Origin of the sequence: Caballeronia sp. ATUFL_F2_KS9A, from assembly GCF_023630765.1 — a bacterium.
GTDB classification, from domain to species: Bacteria; Pseudomonadota; Gammaproteobacteria; order Burkholderiales; family Burkholderiaceae; genus Caballeronia; species Caballeronia zhejiangensis.
On the sequence record NZ_JALQEK010000020.1, the window covers coordinates 59,304 to 78,995 of the forward strand.

General features: G+C 64.0%; 17 protein-coding genes. 12 read left to right on the forward strand and 5 right to left on the reverse strand.

The window, feature by feature from the left end:
* Positions 1–291 precede the first annotated feature (291 nt).
* The 12 genes from NCS67_RS12355 (at position 292) to NCS67_RS12410 (ending at position 14,503) form a co-directional block, all read left to right on the forward strand.
* Positions 292–1,662 carry an undecaprenyl-phosphate glucose phosphotransferase gene (locus tag NCS67_RS12355; protein WP_250435331.1) on the forward strand — a complete coding sequence of 457 codons (1,371 nt, stop codon included), beginning with the start codon at positions 292–294 and terminating at the stop codon, positions 1,660–1,662.
* A 16-nt stretch (positions 1,663–1,678) separates the two neighbouring features.
* Complete coding sequence (locus tag NCS67_RS12360; RefSeq protein ID WP_250435306.1) at positions 1,679–2,827, forward strand: polysaccharide biosynthesis/export family protein; 1,149 nt, start codon at positions 1,679–1,681, stop codon at positions 2,825–2,827.
* Positions 2,824–3,261, forward strand: coding sequence for a low molecular weight protein-tyrosine-phosphatase (locus NCS67_RS12365; RefSeq protein ID WP_250435307.1), 438 nt, complete (start codon positions 2,824–2,826; stop codon positions 3,259–3,261). The genes NCS67_RS12360 and NCS67_RS12365 overlap by 4 nt, the downstream gene beginning before the upstream one ends.
* Entirely contained in the window at positions 3,258–5,474 is a 2,217-nt protein-coding gene (locus NCS67_RS12370) for a polysaccharide biosynthesis tyrosine autokinase (protein ID WP_250435308.1), read from the forward strand. Before NCS67_RS12365 ends, NCS67_RS12370 begins: the two co-directional genes overlap by 4 nt.
* 35 nt (positions 5,475–5,509) lie before the next feature.
* A complete protein-coding gene (wecB, locus tag NCS67_RS12375) occupies positions 5,510–6,655 on the forward strand; it encodes a non-hydrolyzing UDP-N-acetylglucosamine 2-epimerase (protein WP_208456978.1) in 1,146 nt (381 codons plus the stop codon).
* 36 nt (positions 6,656–6,691) lie between these two features.
* Positions 6,692–7,936, forward strand: coding sequence for a UDP-N-acetyl-D-mannosamine dehydrogenase (gene wecC, locus NCS67_RS12380; RefSeq protein ID WP_250435309.1), 1,245 nt, complete (start codon positions 6,692–6,694; stop codon positions 7,934–7,936).
* A complete protein-coding gene (locus NCS67_RS12385; protein ID WP_250435310.1) occupies positions 7,929–9,356 on the forward strand; it encodes a lipopolysaccharide biosynthesis protein in 1,428 nt (475 codons plus the stop codon). The genes wecC and NCS67_RS12385 overlap by 8 nt, the downstream gene beginning before the upstream one ends.
* Positions 9,353–10,480, forward strand: a complete 1,128-nt coding sequence (locus NCS67_RS12390) for a glycosyltransferase (RefSeq protein WP_250435311.1) — start codon at positions 9,353–9,355, stop codon at positions 10,478–10,480. The genes NCS67_RS12385 and NCS67_RS12390 overlap by 4 nt, the downstream gene beginning before the upstream one ends.
* A 2-nt stretch (positions 10,481–10,482) precedes the next feature.
* Positions 10,483–11,760, forward strand: a complete 1,278-nt coding sequence (locus tag NCS67_RS12395) for a VpsF family polysaccharide biosynthesis protein (protein WP_250435312.1) — start codon at positions 10,483–10,485, stop codon at positions 11,758–11,760.
* 79 nt (positions 11,761–11,839) lie between these two features.
* A complete protein-coding gene (locus NCS67_RS12400) occupies positions 11,840–12,919 on the forward strand; it encodes a glycosyltransferase family 4 protein (protein ID WP_250435313.1) in 1,080 nt (359 codons plus the stop codon).
* Positions 12,920–12,956: 37 nt separating this feature from the next.
* Positions 12,957–13,706, forward strand: coding sequence for a WecB/TagA/CpsF family glycosyltransferase (locus tag NCS67_RS12405; RefSeq protein ID WP_250435315.1), 750 nt, complete (start codon positions 12,957–12,959; stop codon positions 13,704–13,706).
* Positions 13,706–14,503, forward strand: a complete 798-nt coding sequence (locus NCS67_RS12410) for a heparin lyase I family protein (RefSeq protein WP_250435316.1) — start codon at positions 13,706–13,708, stop codon at positions 14,501–14,503. The genes NCS67_RS12405 and NCS67_RS12410 overlap by 1 nt, the downstream gene beginning before the upstream one ends.
* Positions 14,504–14,532: 29 nt before the next feature.
* Here the strand turns inward: NCS67_RS12410 and NCS67_RS12415 are convergent, their stop codons facing one another.
* From NCS67_RS12415 to NCS67_RS12435, 5 genes are all read right to left on the reverse strand, one after another.
* Positions 14,533–15,624, reverse strand: coding sequence for a TraB/GumN family protein (locus tag NCS67_RS12415; protein WP_175979630.1), 1,092 nt, complete (start codon positions 15,622–15,624; stop codon positions 14,533–14,535).
* A 44-nt stretch (positions 15,625–15,668) separates the two neighbouring features.
* Complete coding sequence (locus NCS67_RS12420; protein WP_175979631.1) at positions 15,669–16,673, reverse strand: peptide ABC transporter ATP-binding protein; 1,005 nt, start codon at positions 16,671–16,673, stop codon at positions 15,669–15,671.
* Positions 16,670–17,662 (reverse strand): ABC transporter ATP-binding protein, encoded by a 993-nt coding sequence (locus NCS67_RS12425; RefSeq protein WP_175979632.1) that lies wholly within the window; start codon positions 17,660–17,662, stop codon positions 16,670–16,672. Before NCS67_RS12425 ends, NCS67_RS12420 begins: the two co-directional genes overlap by 4 nt.
* A gap of 1 nt (position 17,663) precedes the next feature.
* A complete protein-coding gene (locus NCS67_RS12430) occupies positions 17,664–18,581 on the reverse strand; it encodes an ABC transporter permease subunit (RefSeq protein ID WP_008352613.1) in 918 nt (305 codons plus the stop codon).
* A 91-nt stretch (positions 18,582–18,672) separates the two neighbouring features.
* Positions 18,673–19,683: an ABC transporter permease subunit gene (locus NCS67_RS12435; protein WP_008352611.1), complete on the reverse strand. Its 1,011-nt coding sequence runs from the start codon at positions 19,681–19,683 to the stop codon at positions 18,673–18,675.
* Positions 19,684–19,692: the final 9 nt, after the last annotated feature.

Genomic DNA, 19,692 nt, shown 5'->3' on the forward strand with positions numbered 1-19,692 from the left:
TTTTTTATTTTCCAATACCCGGCTCTGGCTGTGAGCCTCCAACCGCCTGCGTTTTGAGGCAATGGATCATCGCCTTCCGAGGGTGGATCACGTTTATGAATTGCCCGAAGAGGCATGCGTCAATCATTAAACTTTGAAAAATCGCATCCATATTTCAAATATGGGTAATTAGGACGATGCTTATATCTGCCGTGTAATGGCTAATGGAGACTGTTTCACTCATGAATCTGGTTCTCCATATATTCGCCATTCACGATCGACAGGCGAGCCGGTATTCCGCCTTTGTCCGCCATGCGATTGCCGAGCTATTTCCAACTAAATAACGCACCTTCCGGCCGTGATTTACCGCTGCGACTTGTCGAAAGCGTCTTCGTCGTAGTCTGCGCAATAACCGTCCATAAGCAGACCGAGGGAAGCTCATTCGCAGCGTATCGGAGCACCGTCGTCGCACTCGCGATCATTTTCGCGTGGTGCGCAATGGACGTGCGTGGAACGTCTCGTGCCGCGCCCCGCGTAGGCGCGCTTCTGTCGGCGCTCGGGTGGGTGTTCTGCGAAGCGCTCGCCATCGGCACGGTGAAGCTGATGCATCCGGACTACCAGCCCTCGCTCGGTGCATTCGCAGGTCTGGGCGTGATGACCGCGCTCGGAATCTTTGTACTCAGGATCGCCGGTTCGCGTGGGGCGCCAATCTATTCGGTGGCTGTCGCGGGGTGCCGCGATCATTGCGCCTTCCTCGTGCGCAGCCTCGACGCCATCCGCAAGCCAATCTACCGCATCGAAGCGCAATTCGAGACGGGGGCGCCAACAGAGGCTCCGCTGAACGGCGTGCCGCGCTTTTTCGATCTCGACGCCTTTACATCGCATGTGCGTACGCGGCGGATCGACGAACTGTGGCTCGCCCTGCCGCTCACCGATGAGAAATCGCTGCGCCGCGTGCTCCATGCGTTCCGCAACGAACTGGTGAATATCCGGTTCATTCCGGATGTGACCAGCCTGTCGCGCTTCCAAAGCAGCACGGCCGATGGCAACGGCCTGCTCGCGATCAATCTCGTCGCCTCGCCGCTCAACGGTGATACGCCCGCCATCAAGACGATCTTCGATCGCGTGTTCGCCACGTGCGCGATTCTCGGAACCTTGCCGCTGCTGATCGCGATCGCGCTCGCCGTCAAGCTCTCGTCGCCGGGACCGGTGCTGTTCAAGCAGCGACGCCGCGGCGCGAGCGGGCAGCCGTTCGAGATCTACAAGTTCCGCACGATGCACCTGCACGCGGCAGACGACGGCGTCGTCCAGGCCACGCGCGGCGATCCGCGTGTCACGCGCGTCGGCGCGTTTCTGCGTCGCACGAGCCTCGACGAGCTGCCGCAATTTTTCAACGTGCTGCGCGGCGAGATGTCGGTCGTGGGGCCGCGTCCGCATGCGATCGAGCATGACGATCTCTATCAGGACATCGTCGACGACTACATCCATCGGTATCGCATCAAGCCGGGCATCACCGGCTGGGCGCAGATCAACGGATTTCGCGGCGAAACCGATTCGGTCGACAAGATGCAGCAGCGCATCGAACACAATCTCTATTACCTCGGCAACTGGTCGTTCGCGCTCGATATGCGCATCGTCCTCGCGACCATCGTGCGGGGTTTCGTTCATCGCAATGCGTATTGATGCGCAGGCCTTATCCATGAAGCAATCAACCGAACGCGTTCGCCCGGCGACCGGGCGCGCTTCGTTTCTACCAACGACGCTGACGATCGCGCTGACGTGCGCGCTGAGCGCGTGCGCGTTCGCGCCCGGCTTTCACATGAACGAAGCCGGATCGCAGGTCGAAGCCACCGCGGCGACGCCCGCGATCGCCGTTACGGAGCTCGATCTCGCGCTCGTGAAGCGCTACGCCGCGCAACGCAAGACGCGTCAGGATCAGCAGGCGAAGCAGCTTTTCGGCACGCCGGGAACGTACACGGTCGGACCGGGCGACGTGCTGCAGATCGTCGTCTGGGATCATCCGGAATTTGCCGCAGCGCTCGGCTCCGTACAGAGCCAGACGAGCGCGAAGGCAAGCGACCCCGCGCCCGGTTTCGTCGTCGATCAGCAGGGCAAGTTGCGCTTCCCGTATGCAGGGTCGCTGGCGGTCGCCGGGCTGCGCACCGATGAAATCCAGCAAAGGCTGACCAGCGCGCTTTCGACGTATCTCGTCAAGCCGCAAGTCACCGTGCGAATGGCTTCGTATCGCTCGCGCCAGGTCTTTGTCGACGGCCAGGTCCATAACCCCGGCGCGCTTGCGCTGACCGATGTGCCGCTCAGCTTCTACGACGCGATCGCGCGCGCCGGCGGCTTCAGCGACAACGCCGATCAGAGCGATGTCGTGCTGGTGCGCGGCGGCGCCTCGCACCGGATCGACGTGCCGCAACTGCTCGCGCAAGGGCTCAACCCGTCGACGCTGTATCTGAAGTCCGGCGACTTGCTGCGCGTGGCATCGCGCGACGACAACGTCGTCTATGTGATGGGCGAAGTAAGCAGGCCCGGCCGCGCCGCACCGCGCCGCGACGGCCGCATGTCGCTCGCCGATGCGCTCGCGCAGGCGGGCAGCATCAATCCGAACACGGCGGACACCGCGCAGATGTTCGTGATCCGCCCGGACGACGACGCACCGCAAGTGTTTCACCTCGACAGCCGTTCGCCCGTGTCGATGCTCGTGGCGAACGAATTCGAGCTGCAGCCTAAGGACATCGTCTATGTCGACGGCAGCGGCCTCGTGCGCTTCAACCGCGTGATCAGTTTGCTGATGCCGCTGGTCAACGCCGGCCTCACGGCGGGAGTGCTCGCGAAATGATCCGCTCCGTGCTGATGGTGTGCGAGGGGAATATCTGCCGCAGTCCGCTCGCGGCGGCGATGCTCGCGCGCGAGTTGCCGCACCTGCCGGTCGTTTCGGCGGGAACGCGCGCGCTCGCCGGGCATCCAGCCGATCCGGCCATCGCCGACATGGCCGATGCGCACGGCATCCCGCTCGACTCGCACGTCGCGAGACAGCTCGACGGCGCTCTCGTCCGCGAAGCCGATCTGATTCTCACGATGACCCTGGAACAGCGCCGCTGGATCGAGTCGACCTGGCCATTCACTCGCGGCAAGGTCTTCCGCCTTTGCGACGAAACGGGCGCGGACGTGGCCGATCCCTACAAGCGCCATCGCGCGGTGTTCGACCTGGCTTTCGCGCAGATCCGCGCGGGCGTCTCGCAATGGAGCCGCGCATTGGCGGTGCAACGATGAAAGACATTCAAGTCAAACCATCACAGACCTATTCCGACACGACAGGCAACGACGAAATTCGCCTGTTCGAGATTCTCGGCGTCCTGCGCGAGAGCCGCGGGCTCATCGCGGCCGCGACGGCGTGCACGTTTCTGATCGGTTCGCTGTACGCATTCCTCGCCACGCCGACCTATCGCGCCGACGCGCTGATCCAGGTCGATGACGACAGCGGTACGGGCTCGCTCAACGACAAGCTCGGCGATCTCGCGGCGTTGTTCCAGAACAAGGCCAGCACCGATGCGGAAATCGAACTGATGCGCTCGCGCGCGGTGATCGGCGACGCGGTCGCGCGTCTGCACCTCGATATCGATGCGAAGCCGCGTTATGCGCCGCTCGTCGGCAAGCCGTTCGTCCGTTTCCTGGCCGGCGACGGCCTCAACGGCGCGCCGCCCGGCCTGGGCGGTTATGCGTGGGGCGGCGAGCGCATCGCCGTGTCGAAATTCGACGTGCCGGCGCGCTGGCACGGGAAGCCCTTCACGCTGATCGCGGGCGACGCGGGGCGCTACGAACTGCAATCGGCCGACGGCGCCACCATCCTGCGCGGAACGGCTGGCCAGCCGGCGTCCGCGCGAACGGGCAACGACAGTGTCGAACTCACCGTGACATCGCTGCGCGCGCGGCCCGGCACGCGCTTCGACGTGACGCGCCTGTCGACGCAGCGGACCATCGCCGATCTGCAGCAGGGCCTCAAGATCGCGGAAAAGACGAAGCAGTCCGGAATCGTCGGAATGACGCTCGACGGCGCCGATGCCGAAAGCATCACGCAGACGGTCAACACGATCGCGACGCTCTACGTGCAACGAAACGTCGACCGGAAATCGGCACAGGCGCAGCAGATGCTCGCGTTTCTGGGCGATCAGTTGCCGCAATTGCGCGCCGATCTCGACCAGGCCGAAGCACGCTACAACGAATTTCGCGCGCAGCACGGTGCCGTCGATCTGGAAGAGCAAAGCAAGCTGCTGCTTCAAACCGTCGTCGAAAACAAGACGAAGATCATCGAGCTTCAGCAGCAGCGCGTCGACCTGGTTCAGCGTTACACGGCGCTGCATCCATCGGTGACGGCGGTCGACGCACGCATCGCCGAATTGCGGCGGCAATCGGATACCTACGAGCGGCAGATCGGCGAGCTGCCGTCGGTGCAACAGGACGCCGTGCGTCTTCTGCGCGATGTGCGGGTCAGCAACGACCTGTACACCAGTCTGCTCAACAGCACGCAGCAGTTACGCGTGCTCAGGGCGGGCCAACTCGGCAACGTCCGCACCGTCGACTACGCGGTCGTGCCGGAGAAGGCCGTCGCGCCCAAAAAGGCGCTCACGCTCGCGCTCTCGCTCGTGCTCGGACTTCTCGCCGGATGCGGCCTCGCGCTCGGACGGCGGATGCTCAGTCGCGGACTCGAAACGCCGGCGGAGGTCGAAGCGGCGATCGATCTGCCTGTCTATGCGCTCATCTCCCACTCCGACCGCCAGGCGTCGCTCGACGCATCGCGCGAACGCAATCCGGCGAAGCCTCGGGTGCTCGCAAGCGCGTCGCCGAACGACATCGCCATCGAAGGTCTGCGCAGCTTGCGCACGGCGCTGCAGTTCGGCGTTCTAAGGAAGCGCAACAAGATCGTGATGTTCACTGGCGCGCGCCCCGGCATCGGCAAATCGTTCATCTCGGTCAATTTCGCGAGCGTGCTCGCTGCGGGCGGAGAACGCGTGCTGCTCCTCGATGCCGACATGCGGCGCGGCGATCTGCAAGGTGTTCTGGGTCTGGCCCGCGCATCGGGCCTCGCGGAATTGATCGGCGGCGCCAGTCTGCAAAGCGTGATTCGCAGGGGCGTGCTGCCGGGGCTCGATGTCATCACGGGTGGCGGCACGCCCGATTTGCCATCGGAACTGCTGTTGAGCGGGCGCTTCGAGCAACTGTTCGAAGAGCTGCGGACGCTCTATGACTTCGTGATCATCGACTCGCCGCCGGTGCTTGCCGTCACCGATGCCGGCCTGATCGGCCGCCACGCCGATGCGACTCTCCTCGTTGTCCGGCACGGCTGCCATACCGCCGCCGAGCTGGGCCAGACCATGCGTCAGCTCACGAGCGCGGGTGTGTCGGTCGACGGGGCACTGCTTACCAACACGCCGTCCCGCGGGATGTCCTACGGGGCCTTCTCCCAGTATGGAAGCCCGAAGTCATGAAGCCATCGGACTCTTTGCATTCCTCAAGGTCAAGATTGAAAAAACTGCTCTTCACCTTCGGCACGCGTCCCGAAGCGATCAAGATGGCGCCGCTCGTCAAGCGGATGGCGCTCGAATCCGGCTTCGAATGCCGCGTGTGCGTGACCGGTCAGCATCGCGAGATGCTGGATCAGGTGCTCGCGCTGTTCGACATCCGCCCCGACTTCGATCTCAACGTCATGAAGCGCGGTCAGGATCTTTACGACGTCACCGCCGCGATTCTCGCCGGGATGCGCGACGTGCTCGCCGCGTATCGGCCGGACATGGTCCTCGTGCACGGCGACACCACGACGACGATGGCCGCGACGCTCGCCGCGTTCTATCAGCGCATTCCGGTCGCGCACGTCGAGGCGGGGCTGCGGACCGGCAATCTCGCGTCGCCATGGCCGGAAGAGGCGAATCGCAAGCTGACCGGCGCACTGGCCGCGCTGCATTTCGCGCCGACCGGACGCGCGCGGAATAACCTGCTCGCGGAAGGCGTGCGCGACGAAACCATCGTCGTGACCGGCAACACGGTCATCGATGCGTTGCTGCAGGTTCGCGAACGTCTCGCGAGCGATGGCACCCTTCGCGCGCGCGCCGATGACGCCCTGCCTTCCTTCGCGTCCGGACGCCGGCTCGTGCTGGTGACGGGACATCGCCGCGAGAGCTTCGGCGGCGGATTCGAGCGCATCTGCACGGCGCTCGCGCAGATCGCGCATGCGTCGCCGGATGCCGACATCGTGTATCCGGTGCATCTGAATCCGAACGTGCGCGAACCCGTCAACCGTCTGCTGACGGGCATCGGCAACGTGCATCTCATCGAGCCGCTCGACTATCTGCCGTTCGTGCGGCTGATGGATCGCGCCGACCTGATCCTCACCGATTCCGGCGGCATTCAGGAGGAAGCGCCCTCGCTGCACAAGCCGGTGCTCGTGATGCGCGATACCACCGAGCGTCAGGAAGCGGTCGACGCCGGCGTGGTGAAGCTCGTGGGCACCGATACCGCCGACATCGTCGACAACGTCATGCACCTGCTGCACGACGCGCGTGCGTACGCGGCGATGAGCCGTGGCGCGAATCCTTATGGCGACGGCCGCGCATGCGATCGCATCGCCGCCGTCTTGCAGGCGTTCGAGCTTCGCCCGGCTCTGGCCGCCTGATCACCTCTCGCAATAGAAGATAGAAGAAGCACAGTCATGGAATTCCAGACAATCTCCGTCATCGGTCTCGGCTATATCGGTTTGCCTACGGCGGCCGCGTTCGCCGCGCGCCGCAAGCAAGTCATCGGCGTCGATGTGAATCAGCATGCCGTCGATACCATCAATCGCGGCGAGATTCATATCGTCGAGCCGGAACTCGACATGCTGGTGCACGCCGCGGTGACGCAGGGGCATTTGCGTGCGGTGACGTCGCCCGAACCGGCGGATGCGTTTCTGGTGGCGGTGCCGACTCCTTTCACCGACGGCTACAAGCCCGACCTGTCCTATATCGAAGCGGCGAGCCGCGCCATCGCGCCGGTTCTGAAGAAAGGCAACCTGGTCGTGCTGGAATCGACATCGCCTGTCGGCGCGACGGAACAGATGGCGAAATGGCTCGCAGAAATGCGGCCCGATCTGAGCTTTCCGCAGGAGAACGGCGAGGCGTCGGACATTCGCATCGCGCATTGTCCGGAGCGTGTGTTGCCGGGACATGTGATTCGTGAACTGGTGGAGAACGACCGCATCATCGGCGGCATGACGCGGCGCTGCAGCGAAGCGGCGCGCGCGCTCTATCAAACCTTCGTCACGGGCGAGTGCGTCATCACCGACGCGCGCACCGCCGAGATGTGCAAGCTGACCGAGAACGCGTCGCGCGACGTGGGCATTGCGTTCGCGAATGAACTGTCGCTGATCTGCGACCGCCTCGATATCAATGTGTGGGAACTGATCCGGCTCGCGAACCGGCATCCGCGCGTGAATATCCTGCAGCCGGGGCCGGGCGTCGGCGGGCATTGCATCGCGGTGGATCCGTGGTTCATCGTGGATTCGGCGCCCGAGGAAGCACGCCTGATTCGCACGGCGCGCGCCGTGAACGATTCGAAGCCGCACTGGGTGGTCGAGCGCGTCAAACGCGCGGCCGCGCGGTTCAAGGAGCCGGTGATCGCGTGTTTGGGACTCGCCTTCAAGGCGAACATCGACGATTTGCGGGAGAGTCCGGCGCTGGAAATCGTAGCCATGCTCGCGGATGCGCGCATCGGCGGAATCGTCGCCGTGGAACCGAACATTTCGGCATTGCCGCAGCCGCTGCTCGGCAAGATCGAACTGATGAGCATGGCCGACGCGATCAACGCGGCGGACATCATCGTGCTGCTGGTCGATCACCGCGAGTTCACGTCGATGGACGGCAACCGGATGCTGTCGAAGGTGCTGATCGATACACGTGGAGTGCTCGCTCGTGGCTAGGCGCGGCCTTGGCCTTACCGCGGGCTATGCCGTATCCGTGACCGGAGGCGTGGTATCGCTGATGGCCTACGCACGCGTGCTCGGCCCGCAGGTCTATGGCCAGCTCGCGGTCTATCTGGCGCTCGTCGAGGCGTTTCAGGCCGTCGTTTTTCAGTGGCACAGGCTGGCCTTCGTGCGCTTCTGGACGGCCTCGGCCCGGAACGACGACGCCGATGCGTACCTGCGGACGAGTCACCTCGTCTGGCTGGCGATCGCACTCGTCGCGCTGGCCGCCATCGCTCTGGCGCTCGCGTTCGAGGCCGGCAGCCGCCAGGTGTGGCTCGCCGTCGGCGTGCTCGCGCTGGCGAAAAGCGCGGCGCTTTACACGCAGGAAATCGCGCGGGCGGGCAGCGCCGTGTTGCGATACGCATTCGCGTCGTTCCTGCTCACCGTCGGCGCGACGCTCGCGGGACTGATCGCGTGGTCACTGACGCATTCCATGACCTTGACCCTGTATGGGACCGCCGCCATCTTCGTGCTGCAGGCGATTCTCTGCGGCTTCGACAGGGTTGCGGTCATGCGTCACGCGCGCTTCAGCGTGGATCAGTTGCGCGCCATGCTGCATTACGGATTGCCGCTCATACCCGTGTTCATCGCCACGACGGCGATGACGCGCCTCGACCGTCCCATTCTGGCGATGTTCGAGCAACCGGCCGTCGTCGGTATCTACGCCGCGGCCAGCGGGCTCATCACCAACGCCATCTCGGCCGCCTGCCTGCTGATCGTGACGCCGTGTTATCCGTGGCTCTTGCGCGAGAAGGCGTCGCGGTCCGCAGCCGGGCACCGCGCGTTTCATGCCCGGCTCGGCCTGCTGATGCTGGCCTGCGTGTTCGCGGTGTCCATCGTTGTTATGGTGCTGCGTGACGTCGCGCTCCCGCTGATGCTGGGACCGTCGATCGGAAACGCGGCGCTGCCACTGGTGCTGCCGCTGCTGGCGATCGCGACGATTGCCGCGTTCAGGGCGCATTTTTTCGACCAGGCGTATCACCTGCACGCGCGGACGAAGGCGCTGATGAGCATCAACCTTCTGACGATGACGCTCGCGGTAGCCGCAACATATTTCGGCGCGCGCATGGCCGGATGCGGCGGCATGGTGCGCGGCCTTCTCGCGGTGAACGTCGTCGCGCTGCTCATCAGCGCCGCATTCGCGCGGGGCATCGTGGATCTGGGGCGCGTGGTGTGCGGTGCGATCCTCCTGTCTGCGTTCGCCGCGGCGGCTCTGGCGGCGGGCGAGCTGTCGAACGACGTGCTGAATCGCGCGGGCCATGCCGGCATATGGACGGAGTGCCTTTCCGCGATCGTCGCGCTTTCGCTCTTCGGCGGCATGTGCGTTGGCGCGAACGTGGGCTCCATTCGGGAAGCACTGAGGGGCAAGCTATGAATGGCAAGCGCGAGGTTCTGTTTCATATTCCCTGCTTGCATGGCGGAGGCGCCGAGCGCGTCGCCGTCGAAATTGCGAAGCACTTCGTCTCGAAGGGTTTCCGGCCGTTTTTCTTCGTTCACACGGAAGGAACCGCTTATCAGTTGCCGCCCGGCGTCGAAGTCGTCGTCGCGAGCAAGACCGGGCATCTCGCGCGCGTGCTCGAACTGCGTGCGTTGATCAGGAAGAGACGTCCGGAGGCCGTGCTGTCGTTTCTGCCCTATGCCAACCTGATTTCCGTATCGGCCAGACTGTTCGGCGCAAGCCGGACGCGCCTGGTGATCAGCGAGCACTCCGTCTTCGCTCCGTCCGATTCGGTGTACGGGTCTCTGCACAGGACCAGCGCGAAGGCAAAAATCAAGTGGGCGATCGCGCGATGGCTCTATCAGGCGAGCGATTCCATCGTGGCGGTCTCGACAGGCGTCGCACAGGATCTCCGGCGCAGCCTCAAAGGCCGGGCGCCGGACAAGGTGGTCGTCATTCATAACCCGTGCTTCATACCGGGCGCCGTCGCGAACGCGAAGCCGCGTGGAGCCGCCGTGCTCGCTGTGGGGCGGCTGGGCGCGCAAAAAGGCTTCGACGTTCTGATTCGCGCGTTCGCATCCGTGCTGAAGACGCGCGGCGACGCCACGCTCGTCATCGCCGGAGAGGGCAAGGACCGCGCTCGTCTGGAGGCGCTGGTCCGTGAACTGGGTTTGTCCGATAGCGTCAGTCTTCCCGGATTCGCCGGCGATGTCGCGGAGCTCTATCGCAACGCGGATCTTTTCGTGTGCTCCTCGAAGCGCGAAGGGTTCGGCAATGTGATCGTCGAGGCTTTGTCATTCGGACTGCCGGTCGTGTCCACGCGTTGCGAACATGGGCCGGACGAGATCCTCGACGGCGGAAAGTACGGACGCCTCGTGCCCGTGGACGACGAGAAAGCACTGGCAGCGGCCATCATCGAGTCTTTGACCGGCGACGTCGACAAGCCGGCGCTGATCGCGCGAGCCGGAGCGTTCTCCCTTGAAGCAATCGGAGATCGCTATCTGGAGCAACTCGGTTTGCAGGCCCACGATGACAAGGCCACTCAGGGAGCCGGAGCGTAGTCGTGAGGCTGTCCGTCTCGAACGTCGTTTCGTTCATGTTTCTCGCGGCCGTGTCGCTGGCGCTGTTCCTCAGCGGAGCCGGCCTGAATCTGCTCGGCCTCAACTATTCGGGCAACGAGGGCGCGGGTGGATTGAAGGTCCACCCTTACGTCTGGTTCACCGTCGGCGCGGTGCTCGTGCTTGTGCTCAGGCGCACGGCGGGACCGTCGGCGTGGTCTTGCCGAAGTTTCCGGACACCGATTGCGTGCTCGGTCTTCACGATAGCCGTCCTCATTCTGAAAGCGATCGTCACGGGCGCGCAGGCGCTGGGTTTCGCCGTCGACACGATCCTTGCCATGTTCTGGATAGCGGCGGTCGCGCCGTTCATGGATCAACGCACGGTGCGGCGCACCTTGCGGCTGGGTCTCGCATTCGTGATCCTCGAAAGCGCGATGGCGATTTTCGAGGTCGTCACGCAGACGCAGTTCATTCCAATCGACACATGGTACGGCAGCTATTTTCGTGCGACTGCCCTGCACGGCCATCCGCTGAATAACGCGCTGATCCTGGTCACAGTCGCCGTCGCGTTGCAACTGAGCGGCACGTCCGCGATTTCGATTCTGGTGTTCGTACTGACGACTGCGGCGCTATCGGCGTTCGGCGCGCGGGGCGCGCTCATGGTCTATCTGACCTTGAATGCGCTGATGTCCATTCGCTTCGGGCTGAGGTCCGTCGGCCGGATGGCGCTGGTGTCGCTCGGCGCGCCCTTCGCCATTGGCCTCGTCGGCTGGATGCTGGCGTCGGGCATGCTCGGCGACCGGATTGCCAATGTCGGCGCCTACGACAGCAGTTCGGGCGTCCGTTTGCAGTCCGTGGAAATCCTGAACTACCTCGACTGGAGAAGCGTCCTCGCCGGAACGGACCCGGACGCGGTGTCGCGCATGATGGATCGGGCGGATATCGGCGTGATCGAGAACTTTCTGGTCGCGTACGTGCTCATGTTCGGCCTGGGATGCACGTTACTGCTGCTCGCCTGTATCTGGATCTGTTTGCGCAGGATCGCACATGACCGGCACGCCCGGACCCGTCGTCGCTTGTCCGTAATGTTCGTCGCCTTCTTCATGACGGCGATGACCAACAACTCGCTCGCAACGAAAACGCCGGCGCTGTATCTCTGCGCCGTATTCGCCTGGGCCGCCGGCCGCGAGATGGACCGGCGCCGGCAGAAGCCGCCGCGCGCTCGCGAAGCTTTCGAAGGCGGTTTGCCCGCTTCGTCCACCGAGGATGTCCGCGACCGATGAAAGCGCTCGCGTCAACGATTTGAACTGCAAGGTAGTGAGGATGAGTGTTTCGAGGTCTGTCGGCGCGCATGGTCGCGCCGTGCAAAAGGTGCTTCACGTCGGCCCGGATATGTCGGCGCAGGGTGGTATCGCTTCCGTGATCGGCGGATATGCGCAACGCAGCGAGCTGTTCGAATCGCAGGGCTACACGCTGAGCTTCGCGGCGACATGCGGCGCCCGCGGTGGGCTGCGACGCATCCGGCAGTTTGCGCGCGCGTGGTGGAAAGTCGTGAGCGGAGCGGTCTCGCGGAATATCGACATCGTCCATATTCACACGTCGGTCCGTGGCTCGCTGCTCAGAAAGTGGCTCCTCGCCATGACGTGCATCGGCTTGCGCCAAAAGTACATCTTGCATCTGCATAACGGCGCGATGGCGCAGTACATCGAAACGCTTCCCGCGCTGTGCCGCAAGGCAGTCGGTCTCATGTGGAAGCGCGCTGCTCAGGTGATCTGCCTGTCGCGTGACATGGAAGCGTGGCTGGATCGCGACCGGCTCTGCCATCCGGAGAAGCGTCAGCTCATCTACAACGGCATTTCGGATCCCGCGTCGGACGTGGCGCTCGGCAGGTCCGGCGCGCAGCCGCCAACCATTCTGTTCCTCGGCAGGCTCGTGGAAGCCAAAGGCATCAAGGTGCTGCTCGAAGCCGCGGAACGGCTGAAACGGCTCGGCCATCCGTATCGGCTGCTTGTCGCTGGCAGCGGCGACCTCCAAGCGTTCCTGACGGACGTCGAACATCGAAATCTTTCGATGGAAGTGGAGCACCTCGGATGGGCGACGGGCGAACAAAAGGCGCAGTTGCTCGCGAATGCCGACATCTTCGTCTTGCCGTCGCGCAGTGAAGGTTTTCCGGTGGCCATCGTCGAAGCGATGGCGTACGGCGCGACGATCGTTTCCACGAACATTCCCGGCGTCACGGACGCCATCGTTCACGGGCGCGATGGATTGCTGGTGTCGCCCGATGCCGCCGATCAACTCTGCGATGCACTCGCCAAGCTGATCACGTCGCCGGCGCTGCGCACGCAGTTGGCTGCCGCAGCGAGACAACGCTTTCTCGACCGTTTCACCATCGAACGCACGGTCGAATGCCTGGTGAGCGCTTACGACAAGGCCTTGCACTGATACGACCGAACGTGTCCTCGCACTACTTCTCTCAAACATGAACCGTATAGAAATCTTTTCATGCCCGATGGACGTCGCCACCATGGACGAAACCGTCGACTGGATTCGCGCACGCGTCGAGCAGCGGGTATTCACGCAGCACGTCGTCGTGAATGTCGCAAAGCTCGTTCACATGCAGACGGACGAAGCGCTTGCGGAGTCGGTGCGCGCCTGCGACATCGTCAATATCGACGGCATGGGCGTCGTATGGGGCGCGCGGCTGCTGGGCTTCCCGGTACGCGAGCGCGTGGCGGGCGTCGACCTGTTCGGGCGTTTGCTGGAAATGGCCGCCGAGCGCGCGTTGCCGGTGTTCCTTCTCGGCGCGACGCAAGACGTGGTCGATCGCACGGCCAGCGTGGTCACGGCCCGATATCCCGGATTGCGAATCGCAGGCCGTCATCACGGCTATTTCTGGGACGACGAAAAGCGCGTCGTCGATGAGATAGGTCAGTCCGGTGCGCGGCTGTTGTTCGTCGCGATCACGTCGCCGAGAAAGGAGAATTTCATCAACCGATGGCGTGAACAACTCGGCGTCGACTTCGTGATGGGCGTCGGCGGCACGTTCGATGTCGTCGCGGGGAAAGTGCGGCGCGCGCCGGTCTGGATGCAGCGCTGCGGGCTCGAATGGCTGTTCCGGGTCTTTCAGGAGCCGCGCCGCATGTGGCGCCGCTACTTCGTGACGAACAACAAATTCGCGTTGATGCTTGCGCGGGCTTCGCTCGCTTCGATGACGCGCCGCAGAACCTGATGTCAAGTAAGCCGGTCTTGCTCGCCGCCGTTTTCGCGATGCTGCTGTCCGCGTGCTCGGTGCTCGCGGATAGCGATAGCGATCGCCCTTATGCGCTGGTTTATCGGAGCCAGTGGAGCAAAGGCGTCGATCCGCGCCTGACGATCCACACGCCGAGGCCCGAATCGCTCGAAACCGTCGCGATGCCCGTCGCTGGCGGCGTCGCCCTGAAGTTGTCGATGAGCCGTGCCGACGACTTCTCGCGCGTCGCGAACGGATCGCCGCGTGCCGAAATCGGCTTCGAGCGCATCGCGCGTTTCGCGATCGGCAAGGAATACGAGATCCGGTGGTCCACGGTCATCCCCGCGGACTATCGGCTCGATTCACGGCAACCGGAAATCACCTTCCAGTTGCATCAGGGCGCCTCCGCAGGTTCCCCGCCCGTCTCGCTGATGCTGGCCGGCGGGCGATACCGGCTCGAGATCCGTGGCGGCCCCGGGAAGCCCGTCAATGCGATCGATTTCGGCGCGCCTTCGGGCGACAGGGGAAAAGTCGTCGACTGGTTGCTGCGATACCGTCCGGACGATACGGGCCTTCATCCGCGAACCGATCTCTATATGAACGGAACGCGCGTCGCTCGGTGCGAGACTTGCGCGAATGCGTATCCGGGCGACCGGAACGCATATCTCAAGCTCGGCATTTACAAATGGTGGTGGATGACGCGACCGTCCGACGTGACCGAGCGCTCGATGTACTACGGCAACGTCGACATTCTCGAACGGGAATCGGCGCCGTCACCGGTCGCGCCGCGCCGATAACGTCGACGGCTGGCCCGGCGATCTGGCGATCACCCCGCTTCCACCACGAACCCTCGCTTTCTCAGAAGCTCGAGCACGCCCCGCGGCCCGCCGAGATGCAACGCGCCGATCGCCACGAACACCGGTTTATCCGGCGCGGCGATGGCGACGATCCGCTGCACGAACCGCTGATTCCGCTGATACACCACGCGATTGTCGACTTGCGCCGCGAGTGCCTTGTTCCGCGCCAGCTTGCTCGACTTGGCGTCGTCCCAGGCCTTGAGCGCATCCGCGTCGCCGATGCGCCACAGCCGGTGCAACTCCTTCACATCGGCGACGTTCTCCGCCGGCGTCTGCACGAGATCCTGCGCGAGCATTTCGCGTTGCTGCGCCGACGAAAGCCGCGTGAATGTCGAAATCTGCTCGTTCAGCGTTTCCAGTCCGACGATCTTCCCGCGCGCACGAAGATACACGTTCTGCAACTGCGCCTCGGTTCCGTACTCGCTTTGAAACCCGGCCTTCAACGTGTCGTAGGTTTCGATCAGCATCGATGCGAGCCATGGCCGCGTATGCCGGATCTCCTTCAGCGCCGCCGGATTGCTGCGCATGCGCGCCTCGACCTTCTTCCACATCGAGTCAGGCAAATAGTCGATCAGACACGCGCTGCGGCACATGCCATAACGATTCACATCGTCTTGAGAGAGCAGGAGATCGTCGGGGGAAATCTCGAGCGCGAGCGTAGGCGATGCATCGAGCGCCGCGAGTATCGATTTGCGAAACGGTTGCTCGGGCGGATAGTCGCTCGCGAAACCCACATGGAGCGTGCCGAGCAGATAGATGGTCGTCGTGCCCTTGGTCGCGACGTAGAACGGCATGCGCGGCGGCTGCGCGCGCACCGGGCCGCTCGCGGTCGTGCCGGTCGAGCGGTCCGTGCGCGGCGGCGGAGCGGGATTGGCAGGCGCGGCGGCGGACCCCGCATCGCCCGCGGCCTGCGGCGTGCGCGATCCGACCACCGCGAAGCCCGAAGGCGACACCGAGACACCCGCCGTAAACAGCAAGAACGACAGCACGAGGGCTGTCGTTTTGGCGAACGCCGCGCGCGAAAAGCGCGGCTTGACGGTTGAATCCTGCACGATCGACATCTTAAAACATTCGCGTGACGCGTCGTGCAGCCTTCCGGCGAGATTCAGACTTCGGCTTCGCCGACCTCCTCGGCGCGATGGCACGACACCTGACGTCCATCGACCACGCGCAGTTTCGGCTCTTCGACACGGCATCGCTCGATCGCATACGGGCAGCGCTGATGGAACGTGCAGCCCGATGGCGGATTGAGCGGCGACGGCATCTCGCCCTGCAGCTTGATCTTGATGCGCCGGTCTTCCTCGAAGATCGCGGGCGTCGCGGACATGAGCGCGCGCGTGTACGGATGGCGCGGCTTCGCGAAAATCGTCTTCTTGTCGCCGACTTCCGCGACGCCGCCGAAGTACATCACCATCACGTCGTCGGCGATATGCTCCACCACCGACAAATTGTGCGAGATGAACACGTAGCTCGTGCCGAACTGCGCCTGGAGATCCATGAACAGATTCAGGATCTGCGCCTGAATCGACACGTCGAGCGCGGACACCGGCTCGTCGGCGACGACGATCTGCGGATCGAGAATCATCGCCCGCGCGATCGCCACGCGCTGACGCTGCCCGCCCGAAAACATGTGCGGATAACGCGACGCGTGTTCCGGCCGCAAGCCGACGGTACGCATCATCTTCGCGATGCGCTCGGCGCGCTCCGTCGACGAGAGCTTCGTGTTGATCGCGAGCGGTTCGCCGAGCGTCTGCTCGACGGTCTTGCGCGGATTCAGCGACGCGAAAGGGTTCTGGAACACCATCTGCACGCGCTGACGCAACTCGGCGATCTTCGCACGGCTCGCGCCCGCGACATCGTCGCCTTCGATCAGCAGACGGCCCGACGTGGGCGCTTCGATCATCGTCAATTGACGCGCGAGCGTGGACTTGCCGCATCCCGATTCGCCGACGACCGCAAGCGTGCGCCCGCGCTTCAATTCGAACGACACGCCGTTCAACGCCTTCACCGTGCCGTGCTTGAACGCGCTGCGTTTCACGTCGTAATGCTTCGTGAGCTTGTCGGCGGCGAGCACGATGTCCTGATTCGATTCCTTCGGTACGGCGTTCATCGCGCGCCTCCTTCCACGACCACATCGATGTTCAACGGCTTGATGCAGCGCGCCCGCACGGCCGGATCGTTCTTGTCGAGCTGATACAGATTCGGCCGCGCCTTCCGGCAATCGTCGACGACATATTTGCAGCGCGGCGCGAAGAGACATCCGCTCGGGCGATCGTCCTTGCCCGGCACCATGCCCGGCAGCGCCGCGAGACGTTCCGCGCCGCGCGAATGTTCGGGAATCGCCGCGAGCAGCGCTTCCGTGTACGGATGATGCGGCTCGCTGAAGATCGTCGGCACATGATTCGTTTCGATGATCTCGCCCGCGTACATCACCGCGACGCGCTGCGCCACTTCGGACACGACCGCGAGATCGTGCGAAATCAGCACGAGCGCCATGCCGCGTTCCTTCTGCAGCTTCACGAGCAGTTCCATGATCTGCGCCTGGATCGTCACGTCGAGCGCGGTGGTGGGCTCGTCGGCGATCAGCAGCTTCGGATTGCATGCGACCGCCATCGCGATCATCACGCGCTGATTCATGCCGCCCGACATCTGATGCGGAAACGAATTGATGCGGTTCTTCGCGTCCGGAATGCCGACCTGATCGAGCAGTTCGAGCGCGCGTTTGTCGAGCGCATCGCCGCGCAGACCTTCGTGCAGCTTCAGCACTTCCTTGATCTGATAGCCGACGGTGTAGCTCGGGTTCAGGCTCGTCAGCGCGTCCTGAAACACCATCGCGATGTCCTTGCCGATGATCCTGCGACGCGCGCGCGCCGACGCCTTCAGCAAATCCTTCCCGTCGAACGTGACCTGATCGGCGGTTACTTTGCCCGGTGCGTCGATGAGGCCCATCAGCGCCATCATCGTGACGCTCTTGCCCGAGCCGGATTCGCCGACGACGCCGACGACTTCGCCCGGCTTCACGGACAGATCGATGCGATCGACGGCCTGCGTGCCGCCGAACGTCACCTGCAAATTGCGGATAGTCAGAAGATCGTTCATGTCAGCCCATCCGTTTGAGTTTCGGATCGAGCGCATCGCGCAGACCGTCGCCGAGCAGATTGATGACGAGCACCGAGATCAGGATCGACAGGCCTGGCATCGTCACGATCCACCATGCGCTTTCGATGTAATCGCGCGCCGATGCGAGCATCGCGCCCCACTCCGCCGCCGGCGGCTGCACGCCGAGGCCGAGAAAGCCGAGCGCGGCAGCATCGAGAATCGCGGACGAGAAACCGAGCGTCGCCTGCACGATCAGCGGCGCGGCGCAGTTCGGCAGCACTTGCGAGAACATCAGGCGGACGGTGCCCGCGCCCGCGACGCGCGATGCCGTCACGTATTCCTTCTGCAATTCGCCGAGCGCCGACGCGCGCGTGAGACGCACGTATCCCGGCAGCGCGACGATGGCGATGGCGAGCATCGTGTTGACGAGCCCCGGCCCGATGATCGCGACGACCGCGACCGCGAGCAGCAGCGAAGGCAACGCGAGCAGCACGTCCATCACGCGCATGATCGGCGTATCGAGCCAGTGGAAGAACGCGGCCATCAGACCGAGCACGACGCCCGGAATCAGCGCGAGCACGACCGACACGAAGCCGATCCAGAACGACAGCCGCGCGCCGTACATGAGACGCGAGAGAATGTCGCGGCCGGCTTCATCGGTGCCGAGCAGGAACATGCGGTTGCCGCCTTCGAGCCACGCGGGCGGAATTTTCACGTAATCGCGATATTGCTCGATCGGGCTATGCGGTGCGATCAGCGGCGCGAGCAGCGCGACGAGAATCAGCACGAGCACGATCACGCCCGCGACGACGGCGCCGCGATTGCGCGAGAAATTCGCCCAGAATTCGCGCGCCGCGACCATGCGCCCGGACGGCGGCGTGAGCGCGCCCGGCGGGAGATTGTTTTGAACGTCAGCCATTCGTTATGCCTCGCGCCGAGCGGCCTCAAGCGAGGCATGCGCCCCCTTGGGGGGCAGCGAACAAGTGTGAGCGTGGGGGTACATGTTTTCCTCAGCGAGTATGGCGAATGCGCGGATTCAACACGCCGTACAACAAATCGACGACCAGGTTCACGACGATCACGAGCGTCGCGATCATCAGAATGCCGCCTTGCACGACCGGATAATCGCGGCGCGAAATGGCGTCGATGAGCCACTTGCCGACACCCGGCCACGAGAACAGCGTCTCGGTCAGCACCGCGCCCGCGAGCAGCGTGCCGACCTGCAGGCCGATCACGGTCACGACAGGAATCAGCGCGTTGCGCAGCGCATGCACGACGACCACGCGCAGCGGCGACAAACCCTTCGCGCGCGCCGTGCGGATGTAGTCCTCGCGCAGCACTTCGAGCATCGACGAGCGCGTCATGCGCGCGACGACCGCCAGCGGAATCGTGCCGAGCACGATGGTCGGCAGAATCAGATGCGACACCGCCGACGTGAACGCGCCTTCGTCGCTGGAGAAGAGCGCGTCGATCAACATGAAGCCGGTGACGTGCGGAATGTCGTATTCGACCGCGATGCGGCCCGACACCGGCGTCCATCCGAGCTTCGCCGAGAAGAACATGATGAGGATCAAGCCCCACCAGAAAATCGGCATCGAATAGCCCGTGAGCGCGGTGCCCATCACGCCGTGATCGACGACCGTGCCGCGCCTGAGCGCCGCCGCGACGCCCGCCGGCAAGCCGACGACGAGCGCGAAGATCATCGCGCAGATGGAGAGTTCGACGGTCGCCGGAAAGCGCGCGAGGAACTCGCCCATCACGCTGGTATTCGTGATGATCGACGTGCCGAGATCGCCTTTCAGCGCGTGCCCGACGTAGGTGAGGTATTGGACCGGCAGCGGCTGGTCGAGACCGAGGCGCTTCATGGCTTCGGCGTGCATCGCGGGATCGACGCCACGCTCGCCCATCATCACTTCGATGGGGTCGCCGGGAATCAGGTGGATGAGCGCGAACGCGAGAATCGTAATGCCGATGAACGTCGGTATCACCATTCCTATGCGTCGCAAAACGAATCGGAACATGGATCGTCC

Coding starts and splice junctions, on each gene's coding strand:
- NCS67_RS12430 (WP_008352613.1), bottom strand. CDS start 18,581: ATGGCTGACGTTCAAAACAATCTCCCGCCGGGCGCGCTCACGCCGCCG.
- NCS67_RS12420 (WP_175979631.1), bottom strand. CDS start 16,673: ATGAACGCCGTACCGAAGGAATCGAATCAGGACATCGTGCTCGCCGCC.
- NCS67_RS12365 (WP_250435307.1), top strand. CDS start 2,824: ATGATCCGCTCCGTGCTGATGGTGTGCGAGGGGAATATCTGCCGCAGT.
- NCS67_RS12390 (WP_250435311.1), top strand. CDS start 9,353: ATGAATGGCAAGCGCGAGGTTCTGTTTCATATTCCCTGCTTGCATGGC.
- NCS67_RS12415 (WP_175979630.1), bottom strand. CDS start 15,624: ATGTCGATCGTGCAGGATTCAACCGTCAAGCCGCGCTTTTCGCGCGCG.
- NCS67_RS12360 (WP_250435306.1), top strand. CDS start 1,679: ATGAAGCAATCAACCGAACGCGTTCGCCCGGCGACCGGGCGCGCTTCG.
- NCS67_RS12410 (WP_250435316.1), top strand. CDS start 13,706: ATGTCAAGTAAGCCGGTCTTGCTCGCCGCCGTTTTCGCGATGCTGCTG.
- NCS67_RS12370 (WP_250435308.1), top strand. CDS start 3,258: ATGAAAGACATTCAAGTCAAACCATCACAGACCTATTCCGACACGACA.
- NCS67_RS12435 (WP_008352611.1), bottom strand. CDS start 19,683: ATGTTCCGATTCGTTTTGCGACGCATAGGAATGGTGATACCGACGTTC.
- NCS67_RS12405 (WP_250435315.1), top strand. CDS start 12,957: ATGAACCGTATAGAAATCTTTTCATGCCCGATGGACGTCGCCACCATG.
- NCS67_RS12355 (WP_250435331.1), top strand. CDS start 292: ATGCGATTGCCGAGCTATTTCCAACTAAATAACGCACCTTCCGGCCGT.
- NCS67_RS12425 (WP_175979632.1), bottom strand. CDS start 17,662: ATGAACGATCTTCTGACTATCCGCAATTTGCAGGTGACGTTCGGCGGC.
- wecC (WP_250435309.1), top strand. CDS start 6,692: ATGGAATTCCAGACAATCTCCGTCATCGGTCTCGGCTATATCGGTTTG.